At 68.3% G+C, this 22741-nt stretch carries 21 protein-coding genes and 1 pseudogene; 13 read left to right on the plus strand and 9 right to left on the minus strand.

Features of this window, described 5'->3' with window-relative positions; genetic code table 11:
- Position 1 precedes the first annotated feature (1 nt).
- The 4 genes from ABN273_RS55380 to ABN273_RS55395 are packed head-to-tail and all read left to right on the plus strand — an operon-like array spanning position 2 to position 3256.
- The gene (locus ABN273_RS55380; protein ID WP_349457820.1) at positions 2-757 is read left to right on the plus strand and encodes an ABC transporter ATP-binding protein; all 756 of its coding nucleotides are present in this window, start codon (positions 2-4) and stop codon (positions 755-757) included.
- Positions 754-1425 (plus strand): ABC transporter ATP-binding protein, encoded by a 672-nt coding sequence (locus ABN273_RS55385; RefSeq protein ID WP_349457821.1) that lies wholly within the window; start codon positions 754-756, stop codon positions 1423-1425. Before ABN273_RS55380 ends, ABN273_RS55385 begins: the two co-directional genes overlap by 4 nt.
- Positions 1422-2282, plus strand: coding sequence for a branched-chain amino acid ABC transporter permease (locus tag ABN273_RS55390; protein WP_349457822.1), 861 nt, complete (start codon positions 1422-1424; stop codon positions 2280-2282). The genes ABN273_RS55385 and ABN273_RS55390 overlap by 4 nt, the downstream gene beginning before the upstream one ends.
- Entirely contained in the window at positions 2279-3256 is a 978-nt protein-coding gene (locus tag ABN273_RS55395; protein ID WP_349457823.1) for a branched-chain amino acid ABC transporter permease, read from the plus strand. Before ABN273_RS55390 ends, ABN273_RS55395 begins: the two co-directional genes overlap by 4 nt.
- 12 nt (positions 3257-3268) lie before the next feature.
- On the opposite strand, the gene ABN273_RS55400 is transcribed toward ABN273_RS55395, so the two are convergent.
- Positions 3269-4519: a C39 family peptidase gene (locus ABN273_RS55400; RefSeq protein WP_349457824.1), complete on the minus strand. Its 1251-nt coding sequence runs from the start codon at positions 4517-4519 to the stop codon at positions 3269-3271.
- Between the two features lie 472 nt (positions 4520-4991).
- Positions 4992-5699 (minus strand): class I SAM-dependent methyltransferase, encoded by a 708-nt coding sequence (locus ABN273_RS55405; RefSeq protein WP_349457825.1) that lies wholly within the window; start codon positions 5697-5699, stop codon positions 4992-4994.
- A 201-nt stretch (positions 5700-5900) separates the two neighbouring features.
- Here ABN273_RS55405 and ABN273_RS55410 point away from each other — a divergent pair, with 201 nt between their 5' ends.
- A complete protein-coding gene (locus ABN273_RS55410) occupies positions 5901-6959 on the plus strand; it encodes a COG1361 family protein (RefSeq protein WP_349457826.1) in 1059 nt (352 codons plus the stop codon).
- Positions 6960-6961: 2 nt separating this feature from the next.
- Here the strand turns inward: ABN273_RS55410 and ABN273_RS55415 are convergent, their stop codons facing one another.
- Positions 6962-7414, minus strand: coding sequence for an Lrp/AsnC family transcriptional regulator (locus ABN273_RS55415; protein WP_349457827.1), 453 nt, complete (start codon positions 7412-7414; stop codon positions 6962-6964).
- Positions 7415-7593: 179 nt separating this feature from the next.
- Between ABN273_RS55415 and ABN273_RS55420 the strand changes: the two genes are divergently transcribed.
- From ABN273_RS55420 to ABN273_RS55430, 3 genes are all read left to right on the plus strand, one after another.
- Positions 7594-10944 (plus strand): indolepyruvate ferredoxin oxidoreductase family protein, encoded by a 3351-nt coding sequence (locus ABN273_RS55420; RefSeq protein WP_349457828.1) that lies wholly within the window; start codon positions 7594-7596, stop codon positions 10942-10944.
- A gap of 9 nt (positions 10945-10953) precedes the next feature.
- The gene (locus ABN273_RS55425) at positions 10954-12093 is read left to right on the plus strand and encodes an acyl-CoA dehydrogenase family protein (protein WP_349457829.1); all 1140 of its coding nucleotides are present in this window, start codon (positions 10954-10956) and stop codon (positions 12091-12093) included.
- 85 nt (positions 12094-12178) lie between these two features.
- Positions 12179-12334 carry a hypothetical protein gene (locus tag ABN273_RS55430; RefSeq protein WP_349457830.1) on the plus strand — a complete coding sequence of 52 codons (156 nt, stop codon included), beginning with the start codon at positions 12179-12181 and terminating at the stop codon, positions 12332-12334.
- On the opposite strand, the gene ABN273_RS55435 is transcribed toward ABN273_RS55430, so the two are convergent.
- From ABN273_RS55435 to ABN273_RS55450, 4 genes are all read right to left on the minus strand, one after another.
- Positions 12322-13449, minus strand: coding sequence for a restriction endonuclease subunit S (locus ABN273_RS55435; RefSeq protein ID WP_349457831.1), 1128 nt, complete (start codon positions 13447-13449; stop codon positions 12322-12324). The two genes, ABN273_RS55430 and ABN273_RS55435, sit on opposite strands and share 13 nt — an antisense overlap.
- Positions 13442-15010 (minus strand): type I restriction-modification system subunit M, encoded by a 1569-nt coding sequence (locus ABN273_RS55440; RefSeq protein WP_349457832.1) that lies wholly within the window; start codon positions 15008-15010, stop codon positions 13442-13444. The genes ABN273_RS55435 and ABN273_RS55440 overlap by 8 nt, the downstream gene beginning before the upstream one ends.
- 219 nt (positions 15011-15229) lie before the next feature.
- Entirely contained in the window at positions 15230-16261 is a 1032-nt protein-coding gene (locus tag ABN273_RS55445) for a hypothetical protein (protein WP_349457833.1), read from the minus strand.
- A gap of 11 nt (positions 16262-16272) precedes the next feature.
- Entirely contained in the window at positions 16273-16536 is a 264-nt protein-coding gene (locus ABN273_RS55450; protein ID WP_349457834.1) for a hypothetical protein, read from the minus strand.
- 129 nt (positions 16537-16665) lie between these two features.
- On the opposite strand from ABN273_RS55450, the gene ABN273_RS55455 reads away from it, so the two are divergent.
- Positions 16666-16836: a hypothetical protein gene (locus tag ABN273_RS55455; protein ID WP_349457835.1), complete on the plus strand. Its 171-nt coding sequence runs from the start codon at positions 16666-16668 to the stop codon at positions 16834-16836.
- A gap of 398 nt (positions 16837-17234) precedes the next feature.
- On the opposite strand, the gene ABN273_RS55460 is transcribed toward ABN273_RS55455, so the two are convergent.
- A complete protein-coding gene (locus ABN273_RS55460) occupies positions 17235-17912 on the minus strand; it encodes a sulfotransferase domain-containing protein (protein ID WP_349457836.1) in 678 nt (225 codons plus the stop codon).
- 716 nt (positions 17913-18628) lie between these two features.
- On the opposite strand from ABN273_RS55460, the gene ABN273_RS55465 reads away from it, so the two are divergent.
- The 4 genes and pseudogenes from ABN273_RS55465 to ABN273_RS55475 all read left to right on the plus strand — a co-directional run bounded on the left by ABN273_RS55465 (position 18629) and on the right by ABN273_RS55475 (position 22155).
- On the plus strand, positions 18629-19771 hold the full coding sequence (locus ABN273_RS55465; RefSeq protein WP_349457837.1) for an NADAR family protein: 1143 nt from the start codon (positions 18629-18631) through the stop codon (positions 19769-19771).
- Between the two features lie 273 nt (positions 19772-20044).
- Positions 20045-20155, plus strand: a pseudogene (locus tag ABN273_RS60100) (IS982 family transposase); the annotation flags it as partial.
- 436 nt (positions 20156-20591) lie between these two features.
- Positions 20592-21614, plus strand: a complete 1023-nt coding sequence (locus ABN273_RS55470; RefSeq protein ID WP_349457838.1) for a NucA/NucB deoxyribonuclease domain-containing protein — start codon at positions 20592-20594, stop codon at positions 21612-21614.
- 22 nt (positions 21615-21636) lie between these two features.
- The gene (locus tag ABN273_RS55475; RefSeq protein WP_349457839.1) at positions 21637-22155 is read left to right on the plus strand and encodes a hypothetical protein; all 519 of its coding nucleotides are present in this window, start codon (positions 21637-21639) and stop codon (positions 22153-22155) included.
- A 5-nt stretch (positions 22156-22160) separates the two neighbouring features.
- Here ABN273_RS55475 and ABN273_RS55480 read toward each other — a convergent pair whose 3' ends face one another.
- The gene (locus ABN273_RS55480) at positions 22161-22373 is read right to left on the minus strand and encodes a hypothetical protein (protein WP_349457840.1); all 213 of its coding nucleotides are present in this window, start codon (positions 22371-22373) and stop codon (positions 22161-22163) included.
- Positions 22374-22741 lie beyond the last annotated feature (368 nt).

Here is a 22741-nt window from a genome sequence, read left to right on the forward strand (position 1 = left end):
CGTGCTGACGGTCACCGGGCTCGCCCGCTCCTTCGGCGGCGTCTACGCCGTCCGCGACGTCTCGCTGGCCGTCGCGGACGGCGAGGTCTGCGGCGTCATCGGGCCGAACGGGGCGGGCAAGTCCACGCTGTTCAACCTGATCACCGGGCATCTCACACCCGACCGCGGCCGGATCTCCTTCCTCGGGCACCGCGTGGACGGGCTCCCGCCGCACCGGCGGGCCAGGCTCGGCATGTCGATCGTGTTCCAGGCGGCCAGGGTGTTCCGCGGCATGACCGTCAGGGAGAACGTCATGGTCGGGATGCACAGCCGTACCGGTGCCGGGTTCGTGTCGGCGGCGCTGCGGCTGCCGCGGCACCGGCGCGACGAGCGGGAGACCACCGCCGAAACAGACGCCGTTCTCCAGCGGGTGGGGCTGGCCGACTGGGCGGACCGGCCCGCCGACCTGCTGCCCATCGGGCAGCAGCGGGCGCTCCAGCTCGCCCGCGCCCTGTGCGCGCGGCCCCGGCTGCTGCTGCTCGACGAGCCCGCCTCCGGGCTGCGCGGCCAGGAGCGCGAGCGGCTCGCCGCGCTGGTGGAGGAGCTGCGCGCGGACGGCCTGACGATCCTGCTCATCGAGCACGACGTGGCGTTCGTGACCCGGCTGGCCGACCGCGTGGTGGTGCTCGACCTGGGGCAGGTCATCGCGGACGGCTCGCCCGCCGAGGTGCGGGCCGATCCGCTGGTGCTCGCCGCCTATCTCGGACAAGACTCATGATCGACGTCAGGGACCTGGTCGTCTCGTACGGCACCGCGACCGCGCTCGACCACGTCACGCTCACCGTGCGGCGGGGCGAGATGGTCGCCCTGCTCGGCCCGAACGGCGCGGGCAAGTCGACGCTGGCCAACACCCTCGCGGGCCTCCTGCGGCCCGCCTCGGGCACGGTCGAGATCGAGGGCAGGCTGGCGCTCATCCCGGAGGGTCGCCAGCTTTTTCCGGATTTGTCGGTCGCGGACAACCTCGCCCTCGGTTCATGGCGCTGTGGATGGCGCTCGGGCGAGCGCGACCCCTCGTACGTCTACGACCTGCTCCCCCGGCTGGCCGAGCTGGCCGGCCGGCGGGCGGGGGTGCTGTCCGGGGGCGAGCAGCAGATGGTGGCGTTCGGGCGGGCCATGATGTCGCGGCCTTCGGTGCTGGTGGTGGACGAGCTGTCCCTGGGGCTCGCGCCCAACGTGACCGCCGACCTGGCCGGGCACCTCGCCGAGCTGAACCGGTCGCAGGGCCTCACCGTGCTGCTCATCGAACAGAACGCACGGCTCGCCTTCGACCTGTGCGGGCGGGCCTATGTGCTGGAATCCGGGCGTTCGGTGGCCGAGGGCGAATGCGCGGAGCTGGCCGAGGACCCGCGCGTGGCGGGCGCGTACCTGGGCGGGGCGATCACATGAGCGCGTTCCTCACCTACCTCCTCAATGGCCTTGCGGTCGGGTGTGCGATCGCGCTCATCGCCAGCGGTCTGGTTGTCATCCACCGGGTCACGGGTGTGGTGAACTTCGCGCAAGGGACGTTCGCGGTCGTGGCGGGACTGTGCACGTCCGCGCTGCTCGGCCTCGGCGTCCCGCACGGATTGAGCGAACTGGTCGCCGTCCTGGTCGCGGCGCTGGCCGGCCTGCTGACGGGTCTGGCCGCCATCGGCAAGCGGGACACCACGCCACTCTCGTCGCTGATCGTCACGCTCGGCGTGGGCGTGCTCGCGTACGCCGTCGAGATCGTCCTGTGGGGTGACCAGCCGCGCTCCGCGCCCGGCCTCGCGGGCTCGGTGACCGTGGCGGGCGCGCGGATCCAGACGCAACACCTGCTGGTCATCGGCGTGACGGCGGCCGCGTTCGCCCTGCTCGCGCTCTTCTTCGGGCGCACCTACCTGGGCAAGGCGCTGACGGCGTGCGCGTCCAACCCGTACGCCGCCCGCGTCGTGGGCATCGACACGCGGCTGATGGGGCTGCTGGCGTTCGCTCTGGGCGGGCTGCTCGGCGGGATCGCCGGGGTGCTGGTGACGCCGCTGCGGCCGATCTCGTTCGACACCGACGTCACGCTCATCGTGAACGCCTTCGCCGCGGCCGTCTTCGGCGCCCTCACCCGGCCCGTGATCACGCTGGCCGGCGCGCTGCTGCTGGGCGTGGCCGAGACCATGGCCGCGGGGTACGGCTACGGGTCGCACCAGCTGGAGGTGGCGCTGGGCCTCATGATCGTCGTGATGATCGTACAGGCGAGCCGGCGCTCGGCCATCTCGCAGGAGCCGACATGATCCGGCTGGTGGCCGGGCTGCTGGTCGCGGCCGTGACGCTGGCGCTGCCCGCAGTGCTCGACGACAGCGCGCTTGCCGTGTACATCCTGCTCGGGCTGGCCGCGATGGTCACGGTCGGGGTGTCGCTGCTCATGGGGTACGCCGGGCAGGTGTCCCTGGGCCAGGGCGCCTTCTACGCCATCGGCGCCTACACCGCCGCGCTGCTGTCGCTGCACGGCGTGCCGCCGGTGGCCGGACTGGTCGCCGCGCCCGTCGCGGCGGCCGGGTCGGCGCTGGTGATCGGCGTGCCGCTGCTGCGCCTTCGCGGGCACCATCTGGCCTTCGCCACGCTGGCCATGCAGCTCATCCTGCTCTCGCTGGCCGGACAGCTGGAGGTCACCGGCGGGGACATCGGGCTGCAGGCGATCCCGCAGTTCGCGGCCGGGTCGTTCGAGGCGGGCTCCGCGGCCGCGTACGCGTATCTGACCTGGGCGGGGCTGGCGCTGGTGATGCTGGTGACGCGCAACGTCATCGACTCCCGGCCGGGCCGCGCCCTGCGCGCGCTGGCCACCAGCGAGACCGCCGCCGCGTCCTCGGGGATCCCGGTCGGGCGGTACAAGCTGGTGGTGTTCGCGCTGTCGGCGGCGTTCGCGGGACTCGCCGGCGGGATCTACTGCTTCTACACCGGGTACGTGGCGCCGGGCTCGTTCCCCGTGCTCATCTCGATCCAGTACATCGTCATGGCCGTCGTCGGCGGGCTGGGCACGATCTGGGGCGCGGTGGTGGGGGCGACCGCGATCACGCTGCTCGTGCAGGGGCTGAACAGCCTGGCCGCGCTGCCGGGGATGCCGTCGTACGCGCCCAGCGTGCTGTCGTACGCCGTGTACGCGCTCGTGCTCATCCTGGTCGTGCTCTTCCTGCCGCACGGCCTGCTGCCAGCCCTCTCGGGACGCCTCTCGCGCAAGAGGGACGCCCCGCCCGTGGAAACCCGCTGACGCGCAGCGGGGCTACCAGTTGGCGGGCAGTCCGGGCGTCGTGGCGGGGAGCGCGTGACCGGGCGGGTGGATGACGTACGTGACGCCGCCGCTGCTCGAGCTGCGCAGCCAGACGTTCTCGAAGTCGGCCCGCGGATACACGTGCCGCACGGCGTCGTTGCTGGACGACGCCGGGTCGTTGGCGATCACGTCACCCGAGGCGGTGAAGCCGACGATCGCCATGAGGTGCCCGTTGGTGCCGTATCCGGCGCCCGGCAGCTCGCCCTTCTTGAACGACTGCGACGTGACGACCGGGATCCCCGCCTTGATCAGCTGCTCCAGCTCCGTCAGCGACCGCAGCCGCGTGACGAACCCATCCAGACCGTACCGCCCCGCATAAGCGGTGTTGAACGGCCAGTTGCCCGCCCCCTGGTACGCGTGGTCGTAGGTGTACCGGGCGGCGTAGTCGACCTCGGGGTTCGGGTCGGCGGGATCGACCCAGGAGGTGTCCGCGGAGCTCGGCCACTTGCCCCAGTAGCCGAGGATCATGGTGGTCGAGGTCGGGCTGCACCACGCCTCGCCGCCGCCGTCCCACTCGGGGTAGTGGCCCTGGTGGACGTTCTGGGAGCGGCGCGGCACGGCCAGTTCCGTCCCCCAGGCGCCGCCGCCGGGGCTGACCGGCACGGTCTTGCGTTCCGGCACGTTGGAGGCCATGACGCCGGACGTGCGCACGCGCGGCGTCACCGAGGAGCCGGGCGCGCGGTAGAGGGTCAGGCGCAGCTGGTAGGCGCTGACGGGCTTGCCCGCCGCCGCGACCAGCGTGTCCACCGCGACGTTGGCGTCCGCGTCGCCCTGTCCCGGCACCGAGGTGCGGCGGATGTCGCCTTCCGCGTACGCCCAGCGGCCGAGCGAGTACCACTTGGTCAGCCCTTCGGCGTTCCTGGCCCGGCTCTCGACCTGCATCCAGCTGCCCGGGGGCACGTCGGCGGTCCAGGACGCGATCAGCTCGGTGGCCGGGAAGCCGACGGCCCGCTCGGGGCCGGTCCAGCGGGCGTACTCCCAGGTCTTGGTGCCGAGCGCGTCGGTGTAGGAGACGGTGCCGGCGGCTTGGCCGAACGCCAGGCCGTCGCCGGACGTCGTCCCCTCGTACGTGCCGGCGGCGAAGTCGGCCCGCTGGAAGACGACGTCAGGTGTGACGACGGCTGGCTTCGCCTGCGCACCGGCAGGGACGGAGACAGCCGTGGCCAGCAGGAGGCTGGACAGGAACACGGTCAGCGCACGCATGAACCCACCTTCTCGGAAGGCACTTTGTCGCGGCTGACATTAGGCACAACCGGCAGCTAAAGCATCCGGAAATCTACGTATCGGCCTGTCTTGCGCTATTTTCATGGATTCTGAAATGTTTCGGAACGAGTATCCGCACGTCGCAGCAGATATCTGGCAGCGAGGTGTCCGAAACTTTTCTGATGTGTGTTGACACATTTCGGGAATCTCCTCAGACTGGCCTTCCAAGGTGAGCTCTCCGTACCGCTATGTCCGCCCCAGCGTTCCGGAGGAACGAAGAACATGAGTCTCAAGCCCGCGCTCGTCGCAGGCGCACTCGGCGTGACCTGAGGCCCAACGGCAACGGGAACACGTTCGGCTTCACGATCCAGCACAACGGCAACCGCAACTGGCCCTCGGTCGCCTGCCGGGTGGGCTGACCCCCGTACGTGTGTGGTGTGGCGTGCTCCGGGTGCCGCCACACCACACACCATCACTGCTTGACGCATTTCATGACGAGGAACACGGGGAACTTCGCGGCATCCGGCCGCATGGCGGCCCAGGCGGGCGCCGGCTCGGGCTCGTCCAGTTCGTCCAGCCACAGGCCGTGGCGGCGGAACGTGCCGACGTACGTCGAGAGCGTGCGATGGTTGGCGCCCACCTGGCGGCGCAGCGAGGAGAGCTCGCCGTCGGCGCGCCACCAGCCCTCCGTGTGGTAACGCGCGCCTCCTGGCCAGGAGCCGGAGACGTCCCGGCCGCCGGGGAAGCACGGATGCAGGATCGAGCAGGCGAAGACGCCTCCCGGCCGGAGGGCGCCGGCGGTGGCCGCGATCGCGCCTTCGAGGTCGTCGATGTCGGAGAGGCCGAAGCTGCAGACCACCGCGTCGAACGGGGCAAGGTCCGTCTCGAGGGGCCTGGCCACGTCGGCGTGGAGGTAGCGGATGCCCAGCGGCGTGTCGTGTTCGACGGCCCTCGCCTTGGCGATCAGCGCCTCCGAGATGTCGGCGCCGACGACGGTGGCGCCGCGGCGGGCGAACTCGCGGCTGATGCGGCCGTGGCCGCAGGCGATCTCCAGCACCCGCAGGTCCGCGACCGGTCGCAGCAGGTCGAGCAGGCGGACCGAGGCGGGGTCGTCGATGACGTCGGTCCAGCCGTCCGCGTAGAAGTCGGCGATCTCGTCGTAACGGGCAACACCTGTCATGATCCCGACAGTACGCGCCCGGGTTCCTGAGGTGGCCGTTGTTCGTCGAGCGCGGAAACCCGCACCCCACCGCATTCGGGGTAAAGGCTTCGTCATGGCGGCGCATGGTTCCGGTTGGGGCGTCCCCATGGGTTCGGTGGGTGAGAGCAGGATCGTCCCCGGTCAGGCAGGTACGGCAAAAGTTACGGCGGAGGGGACGAGATGATCATGCGAGGGCTCGCCGGCGTCATCGCGCTCGCCGCGCTGGGCGGGGGAACCGTTCCGGCTCCGGTCAGCGCGCAACTGCGGGTCACCGGGACCGTCACCCCGCAGCCGATGGTCATCGGCGCGGAGTCCGTCTACATGGTCACCGTCGAGAACACCGGACGCGGCGACGCCGAGAACGTGACGATCGTCAACAACCTCGATCCGAACACGACTCCCGGTCTCCTGTCCGACGACTGCGCCCTCGTCAACCGAGGCGCCATCGTCGTCTGCGGTGGTGCGGGGCTGGCGATCCCGCCGAGGTCGAGCGTGACCTACGAGATCCCGGTCACGCTCGACCCGGCACTCCCCGACGGCACGCGCGTCACCAACCACGTCGAGGTCTCGGCCACCGGGACGGACGGCCGCTCAACCCGGATGATCAACCCGGCACGGGCGCGGGCCAAGCCAGGTCCGCCCGCCGCCCCTGACGCCGGCGGCTCCGACGAGTGCGCCCCCGACGCGGGCGGGAACCGCCGTCCCTGCGCGTCCGCCGGACCCAGGACCGCCCAGCCGCCCAGCCCCGGCCCGGCCACGCCTCCCGACCCCGGCCCGGCCACGCCTGCCGCCCCCGGCCCCACGGCGACGGCCACCTCGAAGGCGGCGCCGTCGGCCGACGCCACCGGGCCCGGAAACGGGCGTCCGCCGGCCGAGAGCCCGCCCCGCCCCGGCGAAGGCGCGCTCCACATCATTCACGGCGGTGGCGTGATCAAGGGCGGGCCCAGCGAGAGGCCGCACCGGGGCCGTCCCGGCGAGGGGCGCCGCCCGGACGAACAGCCCGCCGCCGAGGTGGCTCCCGGCCAGCGCCACCCCCGGCCCGGGTCAGGGGAAGCAGAGCCGCCAAGGACCGACGACGGCGCCGTCCTCCCGCTGACCGGCGTGTCGGTCTGGCTGGTCGGCCTGGGCGTCCCCATGCTCGCCGCCATCGGCCTGCTCGTCTGGCACTTCTCCCGCCCCGACCGCCCCGACCACCCCGACCGGCCAGGGCAGCCCGGCCGGCCCGGCAAGGCGTCCTGAGGTCAGCGGGGGGCCAGCGCGTCCCTGGTCCACGAGCCGAGTATCAGCAGCGTCTTGGTCCCGGTCACGTTGCCGGCCCGGCGCAACCGGTCGATGACCTGCTGCAGATGCCCGAGATCCCGTACCCGCACATGGATCAGGGCATCGGGATCGCCCGCGATGGTGAACACCGTCTGCACCTCGGGCACGTCGGCGGCGGTGCGGATGATCTCGCTCACCGGAGTCGTGCCCGGATAGCGTAGCTCCGTGAACGCCTCAATGCCCCACCCCAGCTTGGAGTAGTCGATCTGCACGGTGAAGCCCGTGATCACCCCCAGGTCCCTGAGCCGGTCGACCCGCCGCTTCACCGCCGCCACCGACAGCCCTACCAGCTGCGCCATCTCCGAGAACGTCCGGCGCCCGTCCTCGCGCAGCAACCGCAGCACCCGATGATCGATCTCATCCACATCAGCCATGCGAGAACCCCTTCCTCCGGCGCAAAGAACATCAGCCACCAGGGCCCTATTCCCCACGTAGTTTGCGTCTTGGGCACACTTTCTCATCTAATACTTGCGCATGTCATGCCCGCGTTGCTGTGCTGGGAATACGCGGGCAATCCCCGTGCAAGGTACGAAGCCAGGAGGTTCGCGTGAGCGTGAGCGAGACTTCCGTGTCGCTTGACGACAAGTACACGGCGACCGACGGCCGGGTGCTCATCTCCGGCATCCAGGCCCTGATCCGCCTGACACTGGAGCAGCGCCGCCTGGACCAGGAGCGCGGGCTGGACACGCGGGTGTTCGTCTCCGGCTACCAGGGCTCGCCGCTGGGCGGCGTGGACCTGGAGATGGGGCGGGCGGCGCGGTATCTGGAGCCGGCGGGCGTGGTGTTCCAGGCAGGCCTGAACGAGGAGCTGGCCGCCACGTCGGTGGCCGGCACCCAGCTGCTCGGCCAGGTGCCGGGCCGGCAGCACGACGGCGTGACCGGCTTCTGGTACGGCAAGAACCCCGGCCTCGACCGGGCCGCCGACGCCATCAGGCACGCGAACGTGGCCGGCACGGTGCCCCTCGGCGGCGCGGTGGCCTGGATCGGCGACGACCCCGGCTGCAAGTCGTCCACGCTGCCCAGCGCGTGCGAGCCCATGTGCCAGAGCCTGTCCATGCCGCTGCTCGCGCCCGGCTCGGTGGCGGAGATCATCGAGTTCGGGCTGCACGCGGTGGCCCTGTCGCGCGCCACCGGGCTCTGGGCCGGGCTCAAGATCGTCGCGGACATCGCCGACGCATCCTCCACCGTCGACCTCGGGCCGCTGCGCGCCGGCATCCCGGTGCCCGACAAGCGCGAGCGCGGCCCCGCTCCCATCCTGCTCGGCGCGGCCGCGCTGGACGCCGAGCACGACATGCTCACGCGCCGCCTCGACCTGGCCCGCGAGTACGCCCGCGCGCACCGCCTCAACCGGGTGATGTCCGGAGAGGGCAACACCAAGCTGGGCATCCTCGCCTCCGGCACCACGTACGCGGTGGTGCTGCGGGCGCTGGCGGACCTCGGCCTCGACGACGCGGCGCTGGACCAGCACGGGGTACGGCTGATCAGGCTCGCGATGCCGTTCCCGCTCGCGTACGACGACCTGGCCGCCATGACGTCCGACCTGGACAAGGTGCTGGTGGTCGAGGACAAGGTGCCGTTCCTGGAGGGGCACCTCAAGCAGGCCCTGTACGGGGGCGAGCGCGCACCGGCCGTCGTGGGCCGGGAGCTGCTCACCGCCCGCAGCACCCTGGGCGCCGAGGACGTGGCCAAGGCCATCGCCACCTGCCTGGGCAAGGAGCCGGCCCCGCGCCCCCGGAAGCGGAACCGCGTCATGCTGCCCTTGGTGGCCGCGCGCACCCCCTACTTCTGCTCCGGCTGCCCCCACAACACCTCCACCCGCACCGCCGAGGGCACGCTGGTCGGCGTCGGCATCGGCTGCCACGCCATGATCGCCCTGGACGGTCACGGGCGCGGCACCCAGGTGGGCATCACCCAGATGGGCGGCGAGGGCGCCCAGTGGATCGGGCTGGCGCCGTTCACCAGTGACCGGCACTTCGTGCAGAACCTCGGCGACGGCACCTTCCACCACTCCGGCTCCCTGGCGATCAGGGCCGCCGTCGCCGCCGGGGTGCGGATGACGTACAAGCTGCTCTACAACGACGCCGTCGCCATGACCGGCGGGCAGCGCGCCGAGGGCAGGCTCGACGTGCCCGCGCTGACGCACGAGCTGGCCCTCGAGGGCGTGCGGCGCATCGTGGTCACCACGCCGGAGCCCGAGACGTACCGGGGCGTGCGGCTGGCGGGGATCGCGTCGGTGCGGCACCGCGACGACCTGCCCGAGGTGGAGCGGGAGCTGGCCGAGCTCGACGGCGTGACCGTGCTGATCCACGACGACCGCTGCGCGGCCGAGGAGCGGCGGCTGCGCAAGCGCGGCAAGCTGCCCGTGCCCACGCAGAAGGTCGTGATCAACGAGCGGGTCTGCGAGGGCTGCGGCGACTGCGGTGAGGTGTCGACGTGCCTGTCCGTGCAGCCGGTCGAGACCGAGTACGGCCGCAAGACCCGCATCCACCAGGCTTCGTGCAACACCGACCTGAGCTGTCTCAAGGGCGACTGCCCGTCGTTCCTGCTGGTGGAGCCAGGCACCAAGCCGCGGACGGAGACGCCGCCACCCCCCGCGGTGCCCGAGCCCGGGAGCCGGCCGAGCGAGGCTCTCATCAGGATGCCCGGCATCGGCGGCACCGGCGTCGTCACCGTCTCGCAGATCCTGCAGATGGCGGCCCACCTCGACGGGCTCCACGCGGCCGGGCTCGAGCAGACCGGGCTGGCGCAGAAGGGCGGCCCGGTGTTCAGCGACGTGCGGATCTCGGCGCGCCCCGTGGACGGCTCCTTGCGTGCCTCGCCGGGGAGCGCCGACGTGGTCATCGGCTTCGACCTGCTGGGAGCGGCCTCCGAGGCGAACCTGGCCGTCGCCGCGCCCGAACGCACCGTCGCCGTCCTGAACACCGCCGTCGTCCCGACCGCCGCCATGGTGACCGGCCGGGTGGCCGTGCCCGGTCACGCCGACGCGGTCACGCGCGTCGCCTCCGCCGCCAGGCGCGTCGAGTGCCTGGACGCCCAGGGGCTGTCGGAGTCGCTGTTCGGCGACCACATGCCGGCGAACCTGCTGCTCCTCGGCGCCGCCTACCAGCACGGCTGCCTGCCGGTCTCCGCCGCGTCCATCGAGCGGGCCATCACCCTCAACGGGGCTGCCGTCGAGAAGAACCTCGCCGCCTTCCGCTGGGGCCGCGCCGCCGCGGCCGGCCTCTCCGACCCGGTGGCGGAAGAGCCGGTCGTCGCCGAGGGGCTGGACGAGGTGGTGGCCACGCGGGTCGCCGACCTGACCGGCTACCAGAACGCGGCCTACGCCCGTACGTACGAGGAGGACGTGCACCGGGTGGCGGCCGAGGCGGTCGAGCGCGCCGGCGAGGAGGCGGGCACGGCGATCGGGCTCGCGTACGCCCGCGCCCTGCACAGGCTCATGGCCTACAAGGACGAGTACGAGGTCGCCCGCCTGCACCTCGACCCGGCGGAGAAGGAGCGCAGGGAGCGCGAGTTCGGCGCCGACGCGGTCGTGTCGGTGCTGCTGCACCCGCCGCTGCTGCGGGCCATGGGCCTCAAGCGCAAGATCAAGGTACGCCGCTCCGCCGGAATCGTGTTCCGCGGGCTGCGGGCCGCCAAGGTGCTGCGCGGCACGGCGTTCGACGTCTTCGGCCACGCCCACGTGCGGCGCGTCGAGCGCGAGCTGGTCACCGAATACCGCGACCTGATGCGTACCGCGCTGACCCGGCTGACCCCCTCGACCGCCGAGGCCGTCGCGGAGATCGCGGGTCTGCCCGAGCTGATCCGAGGGTACGAGGACATCAAGCTCGCCAGGGTAGCTGAGTTTCGTGAGCGTGCCGGGGCCGCGCTCGCGCGACTCGACGAGCCCGCCCCGCACCCTGTCTGAGGAGTGAACGTGACCGTCCAGCGGCTGCTACCCGACCAGGACGCCAAGGACCTCATCGAGCTGACCCGCGAGATCGCCGACAAGGAGCTCGCGCGCCGGGTCGACGAGCACGAGCGTGCCGAGACCTACCCAGAAGGGCTGTTCGCCACACTGGGCGCGGCGGGGCTGCTCGGGCTGGCGTACCCGGAGGAGTTCGGTGGCGGCGGGCAGCCGTACGAGGTGTACCTGCAGGTGATCGAGGAGCTGGCCATGCGGTGGGCGGCCGTCGCGGTCGCCACCAGCGTGCACACCCTCGCCTGCTTCCCCGTCGCCGCCTACGGCACCCCGTCGCAGCGGGAGCGGTGGCTGCCCGACATGCTGGCCGGACGCCTGATCGGCGGCTACAGCCTGTCGGAGCCGCAGGCCGGGTCCGACGCCGGCGCCCTGACCTGCAAGGCGGAGCGGGTCGAGACCGGCTACCGGATCACCGGCAACAAGGCGTGGATCACCCACGGCGGCATCGCCGACTTCTACGCGCTGTTCGTCCGCACGGGCGAGGGTTCGCGGGGCATCTCCTGCTTCCTCGCGCCGGGGTCGGCCGACGGGCTGACGTTCGGGCGGCCGGAGGAGAAGATGGGGCTGCACGCCGTCCCGACCACCAGCGCGCACTGGGACGGCGCCATCCTGGAGGAGGACCGGCTGATCGGCGAGGAGGGGCAGGGGCTCCAGATCGCCTTCAGCGCCCTCGACTCGGGACGGCTCGGCATCGCCGCCTGCGCCACCGGTCTCGCACAGGCCGCGCTCGACGAGGCGGTGGCGTACGCGAAGGAGCGGCAGACGTTCGGCAAGCGCATCATCGACCACCAGGGGCTCGGGTTCCTGCTGGCGGACATGGCAGCCGGGGTGGCCAGCGCCCGCGCCACATACCTCGACGCGGCCCGCCGCCGGGACGCCGGCCTGCCGTACAGCCAGCAGGCCAGCATCGCGAAGCTGGTCGCGACGGACGTGGCGATGAAGGTCACGACGGACGCGGTGCAGGTGTTCGGCGGGTACGGGTACACGCGCGAGTTCCGGGTCGAGCGTTACATGCGCGAGGCCAAGATCATGCAGATCTTCGAGGGCACCAACCAGATCCAGCGCCTGGTCATCAGCCGCCACTTGGCCAAGTGACCTCCGACATGCGAAAACCCCGCCTGCTGGTCCTCGGAGGCGGGGTTCGCTGTCTTGTGCGTAGGGCTTAAATGATCACTGTTCCGTGAGAGATCTCGCGCGGGCGGAACAGTCGGTCGTCGATCGCCTTCCGACGCCGACGCTTGCGTCGCAGTTTCTTGATCTGTCGGCGTCGATCACAGCGCTGACTCTGTCGTTCGACCAGGTGATGATCTCCTCGGCGGCACCCTATTCACCGTGAAAACCCGAGGGTAACTCGGCGGTCTCGATGTCGATGGTGCGGTCCAGTAGCCCCGAGAGCAGTGCTACCCGCGCCTGACGAAGACGTTCCGCCTCGGCGCGGAGGGCGACGACCTGCGCATCCACCGCCTCGGCCATCGCTGATATGCGCTCCTGATCATCACGAGGGGGCACGGGCATAATGATCTTCTCGAGGTTCACGGTCTCGCTCGTGAACCGACGCTTCCGGTGCTGAAACAGGGGCGAGGCGAAGAAATACGAGACGAACTTCGGATCAAGGTCATGGCGGAAGATGAAGCAATCGTCGTGAACAGCTATCTCATCATCACCCAGCCAAGCAACAGCCTTGCCGACGTCGTCGGCGTTCTCGCTCGTCCCGGCGATGACGACATCACCGGGTTGTGCCAGGCGCATTGAGCCGCGGAAGCTCTCGGGCAGGTGCGTCATCGCGCGCGTAGCCGACGCCCCGTAGTCCGTGTGGATCTGACCGCAGTGGATGCATCCCAGGCCGGACTCCACGTAGTCGCTCTTCACAAACCGGCGGCCGCGGGTGAGCGTTCCGACTTTTGCCAGAGGAGCAGACCGCCATCCCGCACCGCCGCGGGAGAGCAGGTCTCCCAGAGCAGCGTCACGGACTCGAAGGAGGCTATCTGCCTCGACCACGAGCGCGGTGATCTGGCCGTCGACCGCACCTATGACCTCGACGATCCGCTCCTGCAACGGCACCGACGGCACCGCAACACGCATTTCGTATACCCGGCTGCGGGTCAGATCAGGAACTCCGGTCTGGGTGGCAAGCTCCGTCAACTTCGCATTGACGAGTAGGTGGTAGGCGAACTCCATTCCTATCTGGGTGGAGTCCTTGACCAACACGTAGAAGGCGGTGTCGAGGGGGAAAAAGTCGCCCTCGCTGAAGGTGGCGGTCCCCGAAGAACCGGTCCCCTTTCGTCCAACGATGACGCCAGGTCCTTTCACCAGCGCCTGAGAGTGATAACCGACGATGCCGTTGCTCCCGTAAACGGGGAATCCTTGGCCGTCCCGAGCTTTTTCGGGAAGCGGCTTGCCGTATTCAAGGATCAGCAACTCACCGATCGTCGTCTGCCGCCAGTCACTCATCGAAGCCACCGATTCCGGCGGCCGTAAGGACGTCGAACATCCGCATTTCTGTCTTCTGGCGCTCGGCACGGGCGAGGTTGTAAGCATTGATGAGACTGTCCAGATCATCCGGCTCAGCGGCACCCTGCTTGATGTACCGGCCGACGTTGAGGTCGTACCCGGCCTCGACGATCTCCGTGATGGTGACGAACCGTGCGGCCAGCCCGCCATCGCCATCAGGGTCCACCGGGTTGCCGTCTGTGTCGAAGCTCGTGTGGTAGGCGGTCACGACCTTGGCGATGTCCGCGTCGGTGAGGACGTTGCGGTTCCTGGCCTTGGTGAATCGCTCGGAGGCATCGATGAACAGCACGCCGCCCTGTCGCTCTGGGGCCTTGGTGCCGGGAGCGCGGAACACCAGGATCGCCGTGGGAATCGTCGTGTTGTACAAAAGTTTCGCCGGCAGCCCGATGACGGCTTCCAGGAGGTCGTCGTCCAGGACGCGTCGGCGGATGACTGCTTCCTGGCCGCCTCGGAAGAGGGCGCCAGGGGGCAGGACAACGCCGGCGCGCCCCTTCTCCGAGTCCATCGACGCGATCATGTGCTGCACGAACGCCCAGCCAGCCGACAACTGCGGGGCGACACCGCCAATGGCGCGCGGGTCATTGCTCCAGGGCTTCCGCTTCAGGCTGTAGGGCGGGTTGGCGACGATCACATCGAACTGCGCGACGGACCCGTCCGGCTTCTTGAAGCGCGGCTCCTGCAGGGTGTCGCCGATCTCGATCTGAAACTGGGTGAGGTCGTGCATGAAGAGATTCATGCGTGCCACACCCGCAGTGTCCGGTACGGCCTCCTGCCCGTACAACGTGAGTGTGTAGCCATCCTCGCTGCGAGCTTTCAAAAGGTTCGCGGAGGCGATGAGCATGCCGCCCGACCCGCAGGCTGGGTCGTACACCGACTCGAACTCCTTGGGGTCCAGGACCTTGACGATCAGCTCGACGACCTCGCGCGGGGTGAAGAACCGGCCGGCTCGGGTACCGGGCCCGTCGGAGAACCGCTTCAGGAGGTACTCGCACGCCTCACCGGCAACCGTGTTGTATTCGTGCATCTTCGGGATGCGGTCCATGGCCCGCATGACCGCCCCCAGCACCTCCCCCGACAGCACCTCTTCGGAGGTCCAGGTCATGGACCCGAATATGCGGGAGAACTTGTCAGGGTTGGCCGTCTCGATGGCCTGCAGGGAAGCGCGGACGCGCTGGCCGAGGCCGGGCTGGGTGATGGTGGCGAGGATGGACATCCAGGAAGCGCTACGTTGCTGCTCGGTGCCGGGGTAGATATTCGGAATCTCGAACCACTGGTAGTCGCGATACTCGAGCTCGTGGCGTTCCTCGGCGGACAGGCGGAATAGGCCCTCTTCCTCAGTAGCCATGAACTCATCGTGCAGGTCCTCCCAGGTGTCCGACAGGTACTTCCAGAACAGCAGCGGGAAGACGACGGAGGAGTATTGCGCTTTGGGCATCGCCACGCGCAGTTCGTCGGCGGCGTCCCACAACCGATTTTCAATTTCCTGCTGGCTTACTGCCATCACTCGGGGTCCTTGCTCGTCAATGGGGCGGCGGCCCGAAGGCCGTGGCGCGCGGTCGCGCCGGCTGGGGCGGTGTTTGCAGTGCTGGGTGGGCAGGGCGACGAGCACCCCGCAGACGTACGTGTGATCAGCCCAGCCCGCTGAGGACGGCCGCGAACTCGCGCAGGGCGATGTCCTTGGTGACGAGGCCGCGGTGGCTCACGTCGTAGCCGCCATTGCTCAGCAGGATGGTGACCTCGAGATCGCCCGCCCTGACAATGGCTGTGGCGGCGCCGTGAATTTTCCCCCCGCCCTGCTGTAGTCGGTCTCGTGGACGAAGAACCCCTCATCGCCGGCAGGAAAGGCGTAGACCGGGCTGAAGGTCGTCGTCTCGTCCGCCTCTTCCATCATGTCGACGATGCCGGCGAGTTCACGTCGGTAGCTGTCGACGATGTTCGGCGGTTTCCCGACCTGGACGGAGAACGTCCATATTCGGTCGTCGACAGTCCCGTTCCACGAGCACGCGTAGCCCGCGCTTGAAGGTTGCGTCTTCCGCTTGAACACCGCCTTCCAGCGGGAGCGCACGATCTTGTCGATCCGGGGGCACCGGGAATGGTTCAGCGGCCCCGGGTCGATCCTGGCCAGCGTGGGGAAGCCGGCTTTGTACGCGGCGAGCCTGACGTCGGCCGCCTTATCCAGGTAATCCAGGGCGACCAACTGATCCTGCTCGGTCGGCGCGACCGCCGAGTTGTCGCCAAGCACCTTGAGCACGTCCGCGAAAGCCTTCTGCCCGTTCTCCTTCGAGGAGTAGCCGTAGCCGACCTCGAAGCGCATGCCGTCCCGGTGGAAGTAGCCGCTCAGAGCACGGCGTTCACCCTCGACGTGCTCCGCGAGGAAGCCGCCTTCGCCGACGTCCAGTGCCTCGATGGCCTCCCGCGGGCTGCCGAGCATCGCCTCCTCAACGGCCCGCTCTGCCCCATCCTCTTCGGCGTAGACGCTGAGGAGGATGGGAAGTTGGCCGGTGGCGCTCGTCCAGCCGCAGCCGAGACGAACTTCGGAGGAGTCGCCCACCGTGGGCCGCACGCCGCCACGCCACTCGTACCCCAGGCCCTTGACCCGCCGATCCAGGGCCGTGCAGCCGATGCGCGGGTTGGCGCCCTCGGCGAACCCGAGCGTCTTCGGATCGGGACCTGCTGAGCTCTCGAACCTCGCCTCGGGCAGGTCGGGGCCGCTGCTGCAGGCCATCAGGGCGAGCAGCAGAACGACGACCAAGCCCCATTTCGTCATCTCTCGCCCACGGCCTGCACAATCGCGGTGAGGCCGCGGTCCTTCTCGGAATTCGCGATGGACTCCCCCGCCACCCGCTTGTTCGCGGTGATCTCGAATGCCATGAAGACCATGTCCAGCAGGGCGTTCACCTCGGCATGGCCTAAGGTGCCGTTGCAGGGCGTGGTGTCCACGTCAACGGGTGGGCGGCTGACGGGGCTGAGCAGCAGTCTTGACCCGGCTCCCGCCGGCAGCACACCGGCCACCCAGGTCTGATGCATCTTCGCTGACCCCTCTCGCCACATGGGTACGCAGCAGCCAACAACGGGGCAAGTTCCGCAGTCAACACACGAGGCCGCCAGCTCGCCGGGACCATACCAGCGACATACCTCCCTGAGCAGCGCCAGCAGATGCTGAAGACGACCATCGCGAACAAGAACAAGGAACCCGCCCAGATCAGGGAGGACGTCCCCGCCCTGGTCCGGGCCGTCCACCAGCTCACCCTGGAGAACCAGAATTCCCTGCGGGCGCGGCTGGAGTTGCCCGAGCCGAACGTCACTCCGCTGCACCGCCGACGCTGAGCGACACGCTGGCGGCACACGCTCTCCCCGGAGTGCGCCTGGCACACCGCCGATGTCCTGCGCATCCGGCCGAACCGGCCCGACCGGCGGGCCCAGTGATGGGCTTCCTGTCCCCGGCCGCCGCGACGCCGCGAGTGCCATGGGCGAAGCGCGCCAAGAAACCGAGGAAGCGCTCGCTCCGGCAGCGCGGTGGACAGGCAGGACCCGGGCGGCCATCCCAGCGGGGATGGCCAAGCCCTGCTGTTACGACCCGAACGTACGCGCCGCGACCGCGCTGCCGGCTTGCGTCAGGCATATGAACATCAGCCGGACCGCCGACCTGATGGGCGTGCTGCTGGACACGTCGGTCTCGACCGGGTTCACCGGCGGGACCGGAAATGCAAGGGCGGACCTAACGTTCACGCATCACGTGAATACCCAAGCAGTTCCATGGCCGCGACGTTGTCAGGGCGGGACCAGAAGAGCCGGTGCAGTTCCTCTGGCAGCTCGTCCGAGTGTGTGCCCGTGTGTCCTCTCCGGAAGAAGCCGCCATCGATCTGGTGGAGCTCTGCGAAGGTGGGAATGCGGGCATCAGGCAGTGGCCGTAGGGACGGCGCCAGCGTGGCCAGCACCTTCTCGACGGTCCGTCGCGGCTCGCGGATCAGCTCCTCGTAGCGGAGCATCACGCGATGGGAAGCGGGCGGACGTAGCCAGCTCAGTACGTTCTGGCCCCAGCTGCCCGTTCCCACCTCGTCACGACGGTTGATTATCGTGCGGATCTCGGCCTCGATATCAGGCGCACCGATCAGGTAGGCCCATGAGGTTATGGAGTCGCGGCCGTCTCGGACGAGACAGATCGCGCGATCCTCTTCCCCGGCACGCTGCCGGTGCGTCTTGACGAAATGCAGCTTCTCGGAGGCGCGCATCTCCTCGATTGAGGAGGGACGCTCCTCGAAGCCGATCAGGTCAGGGCCAAGCCGCGCGGCCACGCCGTCGACGTCGTAGACCGTGGAGGTGTGCACGCCGTACAGCTGCTTGAGGATGATGCGGAGGAAGGTGTTGCCTGATCGGGGGAACGAGGCGACCCAGATGATCATGACCTTAACGGTAATGTCTTCGTACATCGCGTGCGCATGGATTGTTCTGTTCATGGCCGCAAGGACGGGATGCCAGCGTTAGCGTGCAGGTCAGTCATCAGTGATGGGGTAGCGCTCGCGGACGCCGACATAACCGTGGACGCACGTCGTCTGAGCGCTGCCTTTCCCAAAGCGGTGTTCTTGCTGCCGTGCGGCTTCCGTTCCTCGGGGCTCATGACAGGCTCCGTCTGCGAGCAGGCGCTCACCAAGGATCTGCGCAGGCATGGCCGATATCACCACAGGTGCCTGCATGCTCTGCCCGTGTTCCGTCGCTGTTCCGTGGGAGCACCGGAACCCGTGAGAGGTGATGTGAGACATCCGCAGGCGTAGCCGCTGCTCAGCCGCATGATCGAGCTGTTTTCGCAGGTGATCGCATCATGGGTCGGAGAACATGCAGATCTTCGAGGGCACCAACCAGATCCAGCGCCTGGTCATCAGCCGTCACCTCGCTGGCTGACCTCTGACATGCGAAAACCCCGCCTGCCTGCCCTGGGAGGCGGGGTCGCCTGTCTTATGCACAGGGCTTAAATGATCACTGTTCGGGCCCGCGGCCGGGCAGCCCCGTGGCTGGCCCACTACCTCGTGGGTGAGACGACGGCAGGCGGGCAGGCCGAGGACGGTGCTCGGTAAGATCGCCCCGCTGGGAGCAGGCTGCCCCCAGGCCTACGATGGCTCAGATGATGGGGAATCGGACCTATCGCATCGTCGATGGGGAGCGGATCGATGGAGTCCTCCGGCCGATCTTCATTCGGAACGGCAGCGACTACTACCTGACCGATCTGAAGGTCTTCGCGGACGGTGCGATCTTCTACTGGGAGTGGGGCGACCTCGACGGGCTCCGCGCGAAGCTCGAGGCCGGTTGGGTGGCGACGACTCTCGAGGCGGGTGCCTGGGCGAGCGCGCATGATCTGGCGCGCTGGCGGTTTGGCGAGGTCGTCACCTGGATCACGGCCGAGGAACTGCTCGGGGAAGTTGTCGATGCGATTGACCGCTTGAACGGGCGTCCGGATTCCACGGACCGGTGCATCACGGCGGCGCTGCGCTATGTCGACTCGCGTACGGAGACCGACCGGATCGCGCTGCGCACCGCCTACGAGGCGATCCCGACGCATCACCGGATCTACGCACTCGGCGACATGGATGCCCGCGACATTCCACTGCGCTTGCTCATCTCGGAAGTGGGCGAGACATGGGACGAGTACGTATTTTTCGAGTTTGACGACGGCAGCGAGGGATTGAACGAGGACTGCGTCGTCACTGAGGAAGGCCGGCGAGGGGCATTCCAGTACTTCGCGGACCGGCGGCGACCGCATCCAGCCGCAACCGCGCAGCGGGAAGCCGACGGGCCCGCCGAGGCCCAATCGCCAACCGTGCACCTCAACTACGGCCGTCCCATGTATCCGCGTGCGCACGGGCTGCGGAACGACTTCCCGGCCCCGATCAAGGTTGCCGATGCCCTCTATCCAACGGTCGAACATGCCTACTGGGGCCTGTCCACCAACGACGAATCTCTGCGCGAGCGCATCCGTACAGCACTGAGCTCCGAGGCAGCGCGCGACATCGCGGTCGGAGTCGAGCGGCGGCCACATTGGTCGGACGTACGCCTCACGGTCATGGCTGACCTACTGCGCGCGAAGTTTGGCCAGCATCCGGACCTGGCCGAGGTGCTTCTGGCCACAGGCGACGGGCGGATCCATTACTGCTCCGCCAACTCGCAATTTTGGGACATTCGCGACTCCGCCGGGCGCAACTGGATGGGCCGACTTCTCGAACTGGTTCGTGCCGAGCTCGTGGCCGACCGAATCGGCTTTCGGCTCTGACACCTCCGGAGCTGGTTCCATCTGCAGCAGTCGCCGTGCCATCTACGTGTCGGCTTTACAACTCGTTGCAGAGTTAGGTGACTATGGCCGTGATGAGCAGATTCGCAGCCTATCGCCCAAGTAGCGCGAGGACAGCCAAAACCCGCGCCGCCCTGAGCGGTCGCATAAAGGACAGTAGATATTAGTAATTATGGCACCGCGCTAGATCTTCTGCGGGACCGGATGCCAGCCAATGCGGCCAAAGAGATGGCCGGCGCCAGTTGAAATGGCCAGCTCAGCGATGCCGAGCTGGCCACCTTGGCGGTCCTGTCGGCGCTGGTGGGGCTTCACCCCGAGCGGCGCTGCCTGCGCTACGCGCACGCACAAGTTGGGCCGATTATCCCGGAACGGCGATTGACGTTTTGACTGTTCAGCCGATTTTCCACTTGGTCCAGTTAGCTGATCTTCTGCACCGAGTCAAGATCTTGTTCCCTGGAGTCCCAAATGTGAAGATCTCCGACAGATATTCACATCTGCGACGAAAGGGAAAAGTGTGAACTTTTGGACACGACATATCCGGAGGGCAACCTTAGGAGTGGCACTAGCAGGCGCGTTACTCTGTACCCCGCTCAGCCCCATCGCTTCGGCGCAGACCACCGACGATCCTGGAGCTGCAAAGTCGACAGCCACGACACCGTCTCCCGCCCCGCTAGCAGCTACGCAAGCAGATAAGGACGCTGCCCGAATCCGAGCGGCCAACGCCTCCATTCGCGAGGACACGAGCGCCGGAAGGAAGTCAACCTCACCGCTCAAGGGCACCTCGTCCCGCCCCTGCGACGATGTGAAAAAGCAGCTGAGCAGTCTGCGCGCCAAGGGTGTGGACAAGGTCATGTGCACCCGCCCGCCCAAGCTGAAGGTCGCCGCGGACGATCCTCCGGGCGGCGTGCCCCCAGGCGTGCCCAGCTGGTGCAAGGACGAGACCACTGGTTGGTACGGCCAAACCCGCTTCAACCAGTGTTTCTGGCAGCTCGAAGGTGTTGACTGGGTCCTCACCGACACCGGTGAGATCGTCGGTGGCATGGAGTTCACCCACTACGTCGATGTCGTCACCGTGTGGAACGAGGGCGCGCTCATCTACGGCGAGCACATCTGGATCCACAACGAGTGGGGCGACTGGAACCCCTCGACGCAGATCAGCTTCGGCGGACACTGCTACCCCGACTGTACGCAGGTGTCCGTCAGTGGCCCCAAGCCGCTGCAGCTTCGCACGTGGATGCAGTTCAACGTGACGCTCAAGGTCAACGTTCCCACCGGCACGATGGAGAACATTAGCCTCGACTCGCAGCTCACCTGGGCCACCCCCAACAGCGGCGACTTCGACAAGGCCGTCTACGTCACCGACGGCCCCAACGATCTGCGCTGCGACAACGGCATGCTCAAGGGCTGGACAAACACGGGCTGCGTCTTCTCCGACACCTGGCCTACTCTGACCTATAAGCGCAGTGAGGTCGAGGATATCGTCGGCCACATCAGCCGCGCCCAGGCAAGAGGCAACCCTGGCGCCGTGGGCGACGTTCCCCTCACCCGCATGTACGATGACGCGGACGCGGAGCAGAACCGCGAGGATGCGTGCAGTTTTCTCACCGGTTCGCCCCCGGCCGGGGCGAACTGTGACGAGTATCCGTTCGCGCACACCTATCAGGGCGCATACACCGGCGGCGGCGACTACCCCTCCGATTTCTCCGTCGAATGGGTGAACGCCACCCAGAACTCCCAGGCTGGCGGCCAGTATAGTAACTTCGTCCGGGACCAGCGACTTCTGGATAAGGATGCGTTCTTCGTCTTCCCTGACATGAACTCCTAAACACAGAGGAGTCTTCGCCCCTATGACTGCCGCGCCTCCCTCCTACCAGGCGAGCATCCACCTTTCCTATCACCAGATCCAGCTTCGGGAGCTGGACGAGGCTGGTCCGGAGTTTCCGGAACGGTTCGACAACGGCTTGATCGCTGTAGCCGAGGAGGGGGATGGCGCGACGATCCTTACGGGCATCGCGCTGGGCCAAGTAGACGTTGAGGTGCAACTGGCCGACGAGCCCCCGGTCCTCGACCTCGACAGCTGGGAGGAGATCGTCGAAGTCTCCATCGAGTCCACCACAGGATCACTTATCGTGTGCGGGCTCGATGGGGATCTCCCCAACCTGCCGAATCTCGCCCACCAGGGCGAAGGCTTCTACCGGCTACGGGTGCACGCGCGAGGGCGAGACACCAAGCCGGACGGGGTGGCCAGAACCCCGGTTGAGCACTACCTGATCATCTCGTGGCCGGCAGAACCCCAGCCCGACATGCCCTTCAAATACGCTGACGAGTTCGGCGCGGAAGTACGCCAGCGGTACGAAGGCGCCTAGCTAAGCTAGTCGGCGTAGGCGCGCAGCGCGGCCAGGACGATCTGCGCGGTGCTGGCGTTGCCATCGCGGGCGCGGATACGGCCGAGCAGCGCGTTCACCTCGTCGTGCTTAGCGGCGGTCAACGTGATGAGCAGGCCTGCCGTCAGGCTGGCCTGCGGCCGGGGAGGCGGCGCGTCGTCGTCCGCGCCATCGTTGGACTGGCACCGCCACGTCGCCATGGTGGACGAGCTTGGCAGCTTCTACGAGCGCGTCGTCCAACTCGGGGTCACGCCGTGATCAATGGCCAGATTGGATATCGTCGGACAACTTGACCGCGTAGAAGGCATGACATGCTCATTGGCCCTCGACCTAGCTCGCGGCCTTGATCATGCCAAATACATGCCGAACCAGGGGCTCAACCAGACAGCCTTATGGCCTTGACCTGCAAATACACACTTCGTGCTCGCCTGACTCCTGGTCCGAAAATCAGACATTCGCCAGGCAGGCGGCAGCGAACCTCACGTGTTGATTCAGAGCGGAGTGGTGCGGGCCGCGACGTTCAGGTAGTTAGTTCGAGAGTGACGCGGTAGCCGAGGGCTTCGAGGGC

The organism is Nonomuraea sp. B19D2 (genome assembly GCF_040137845.1).
GTDB lineage: Bacteria > Actinomycetota > Actinomycetes > Streptosporangiales > Streptosporangiaceae > Nonomuraea.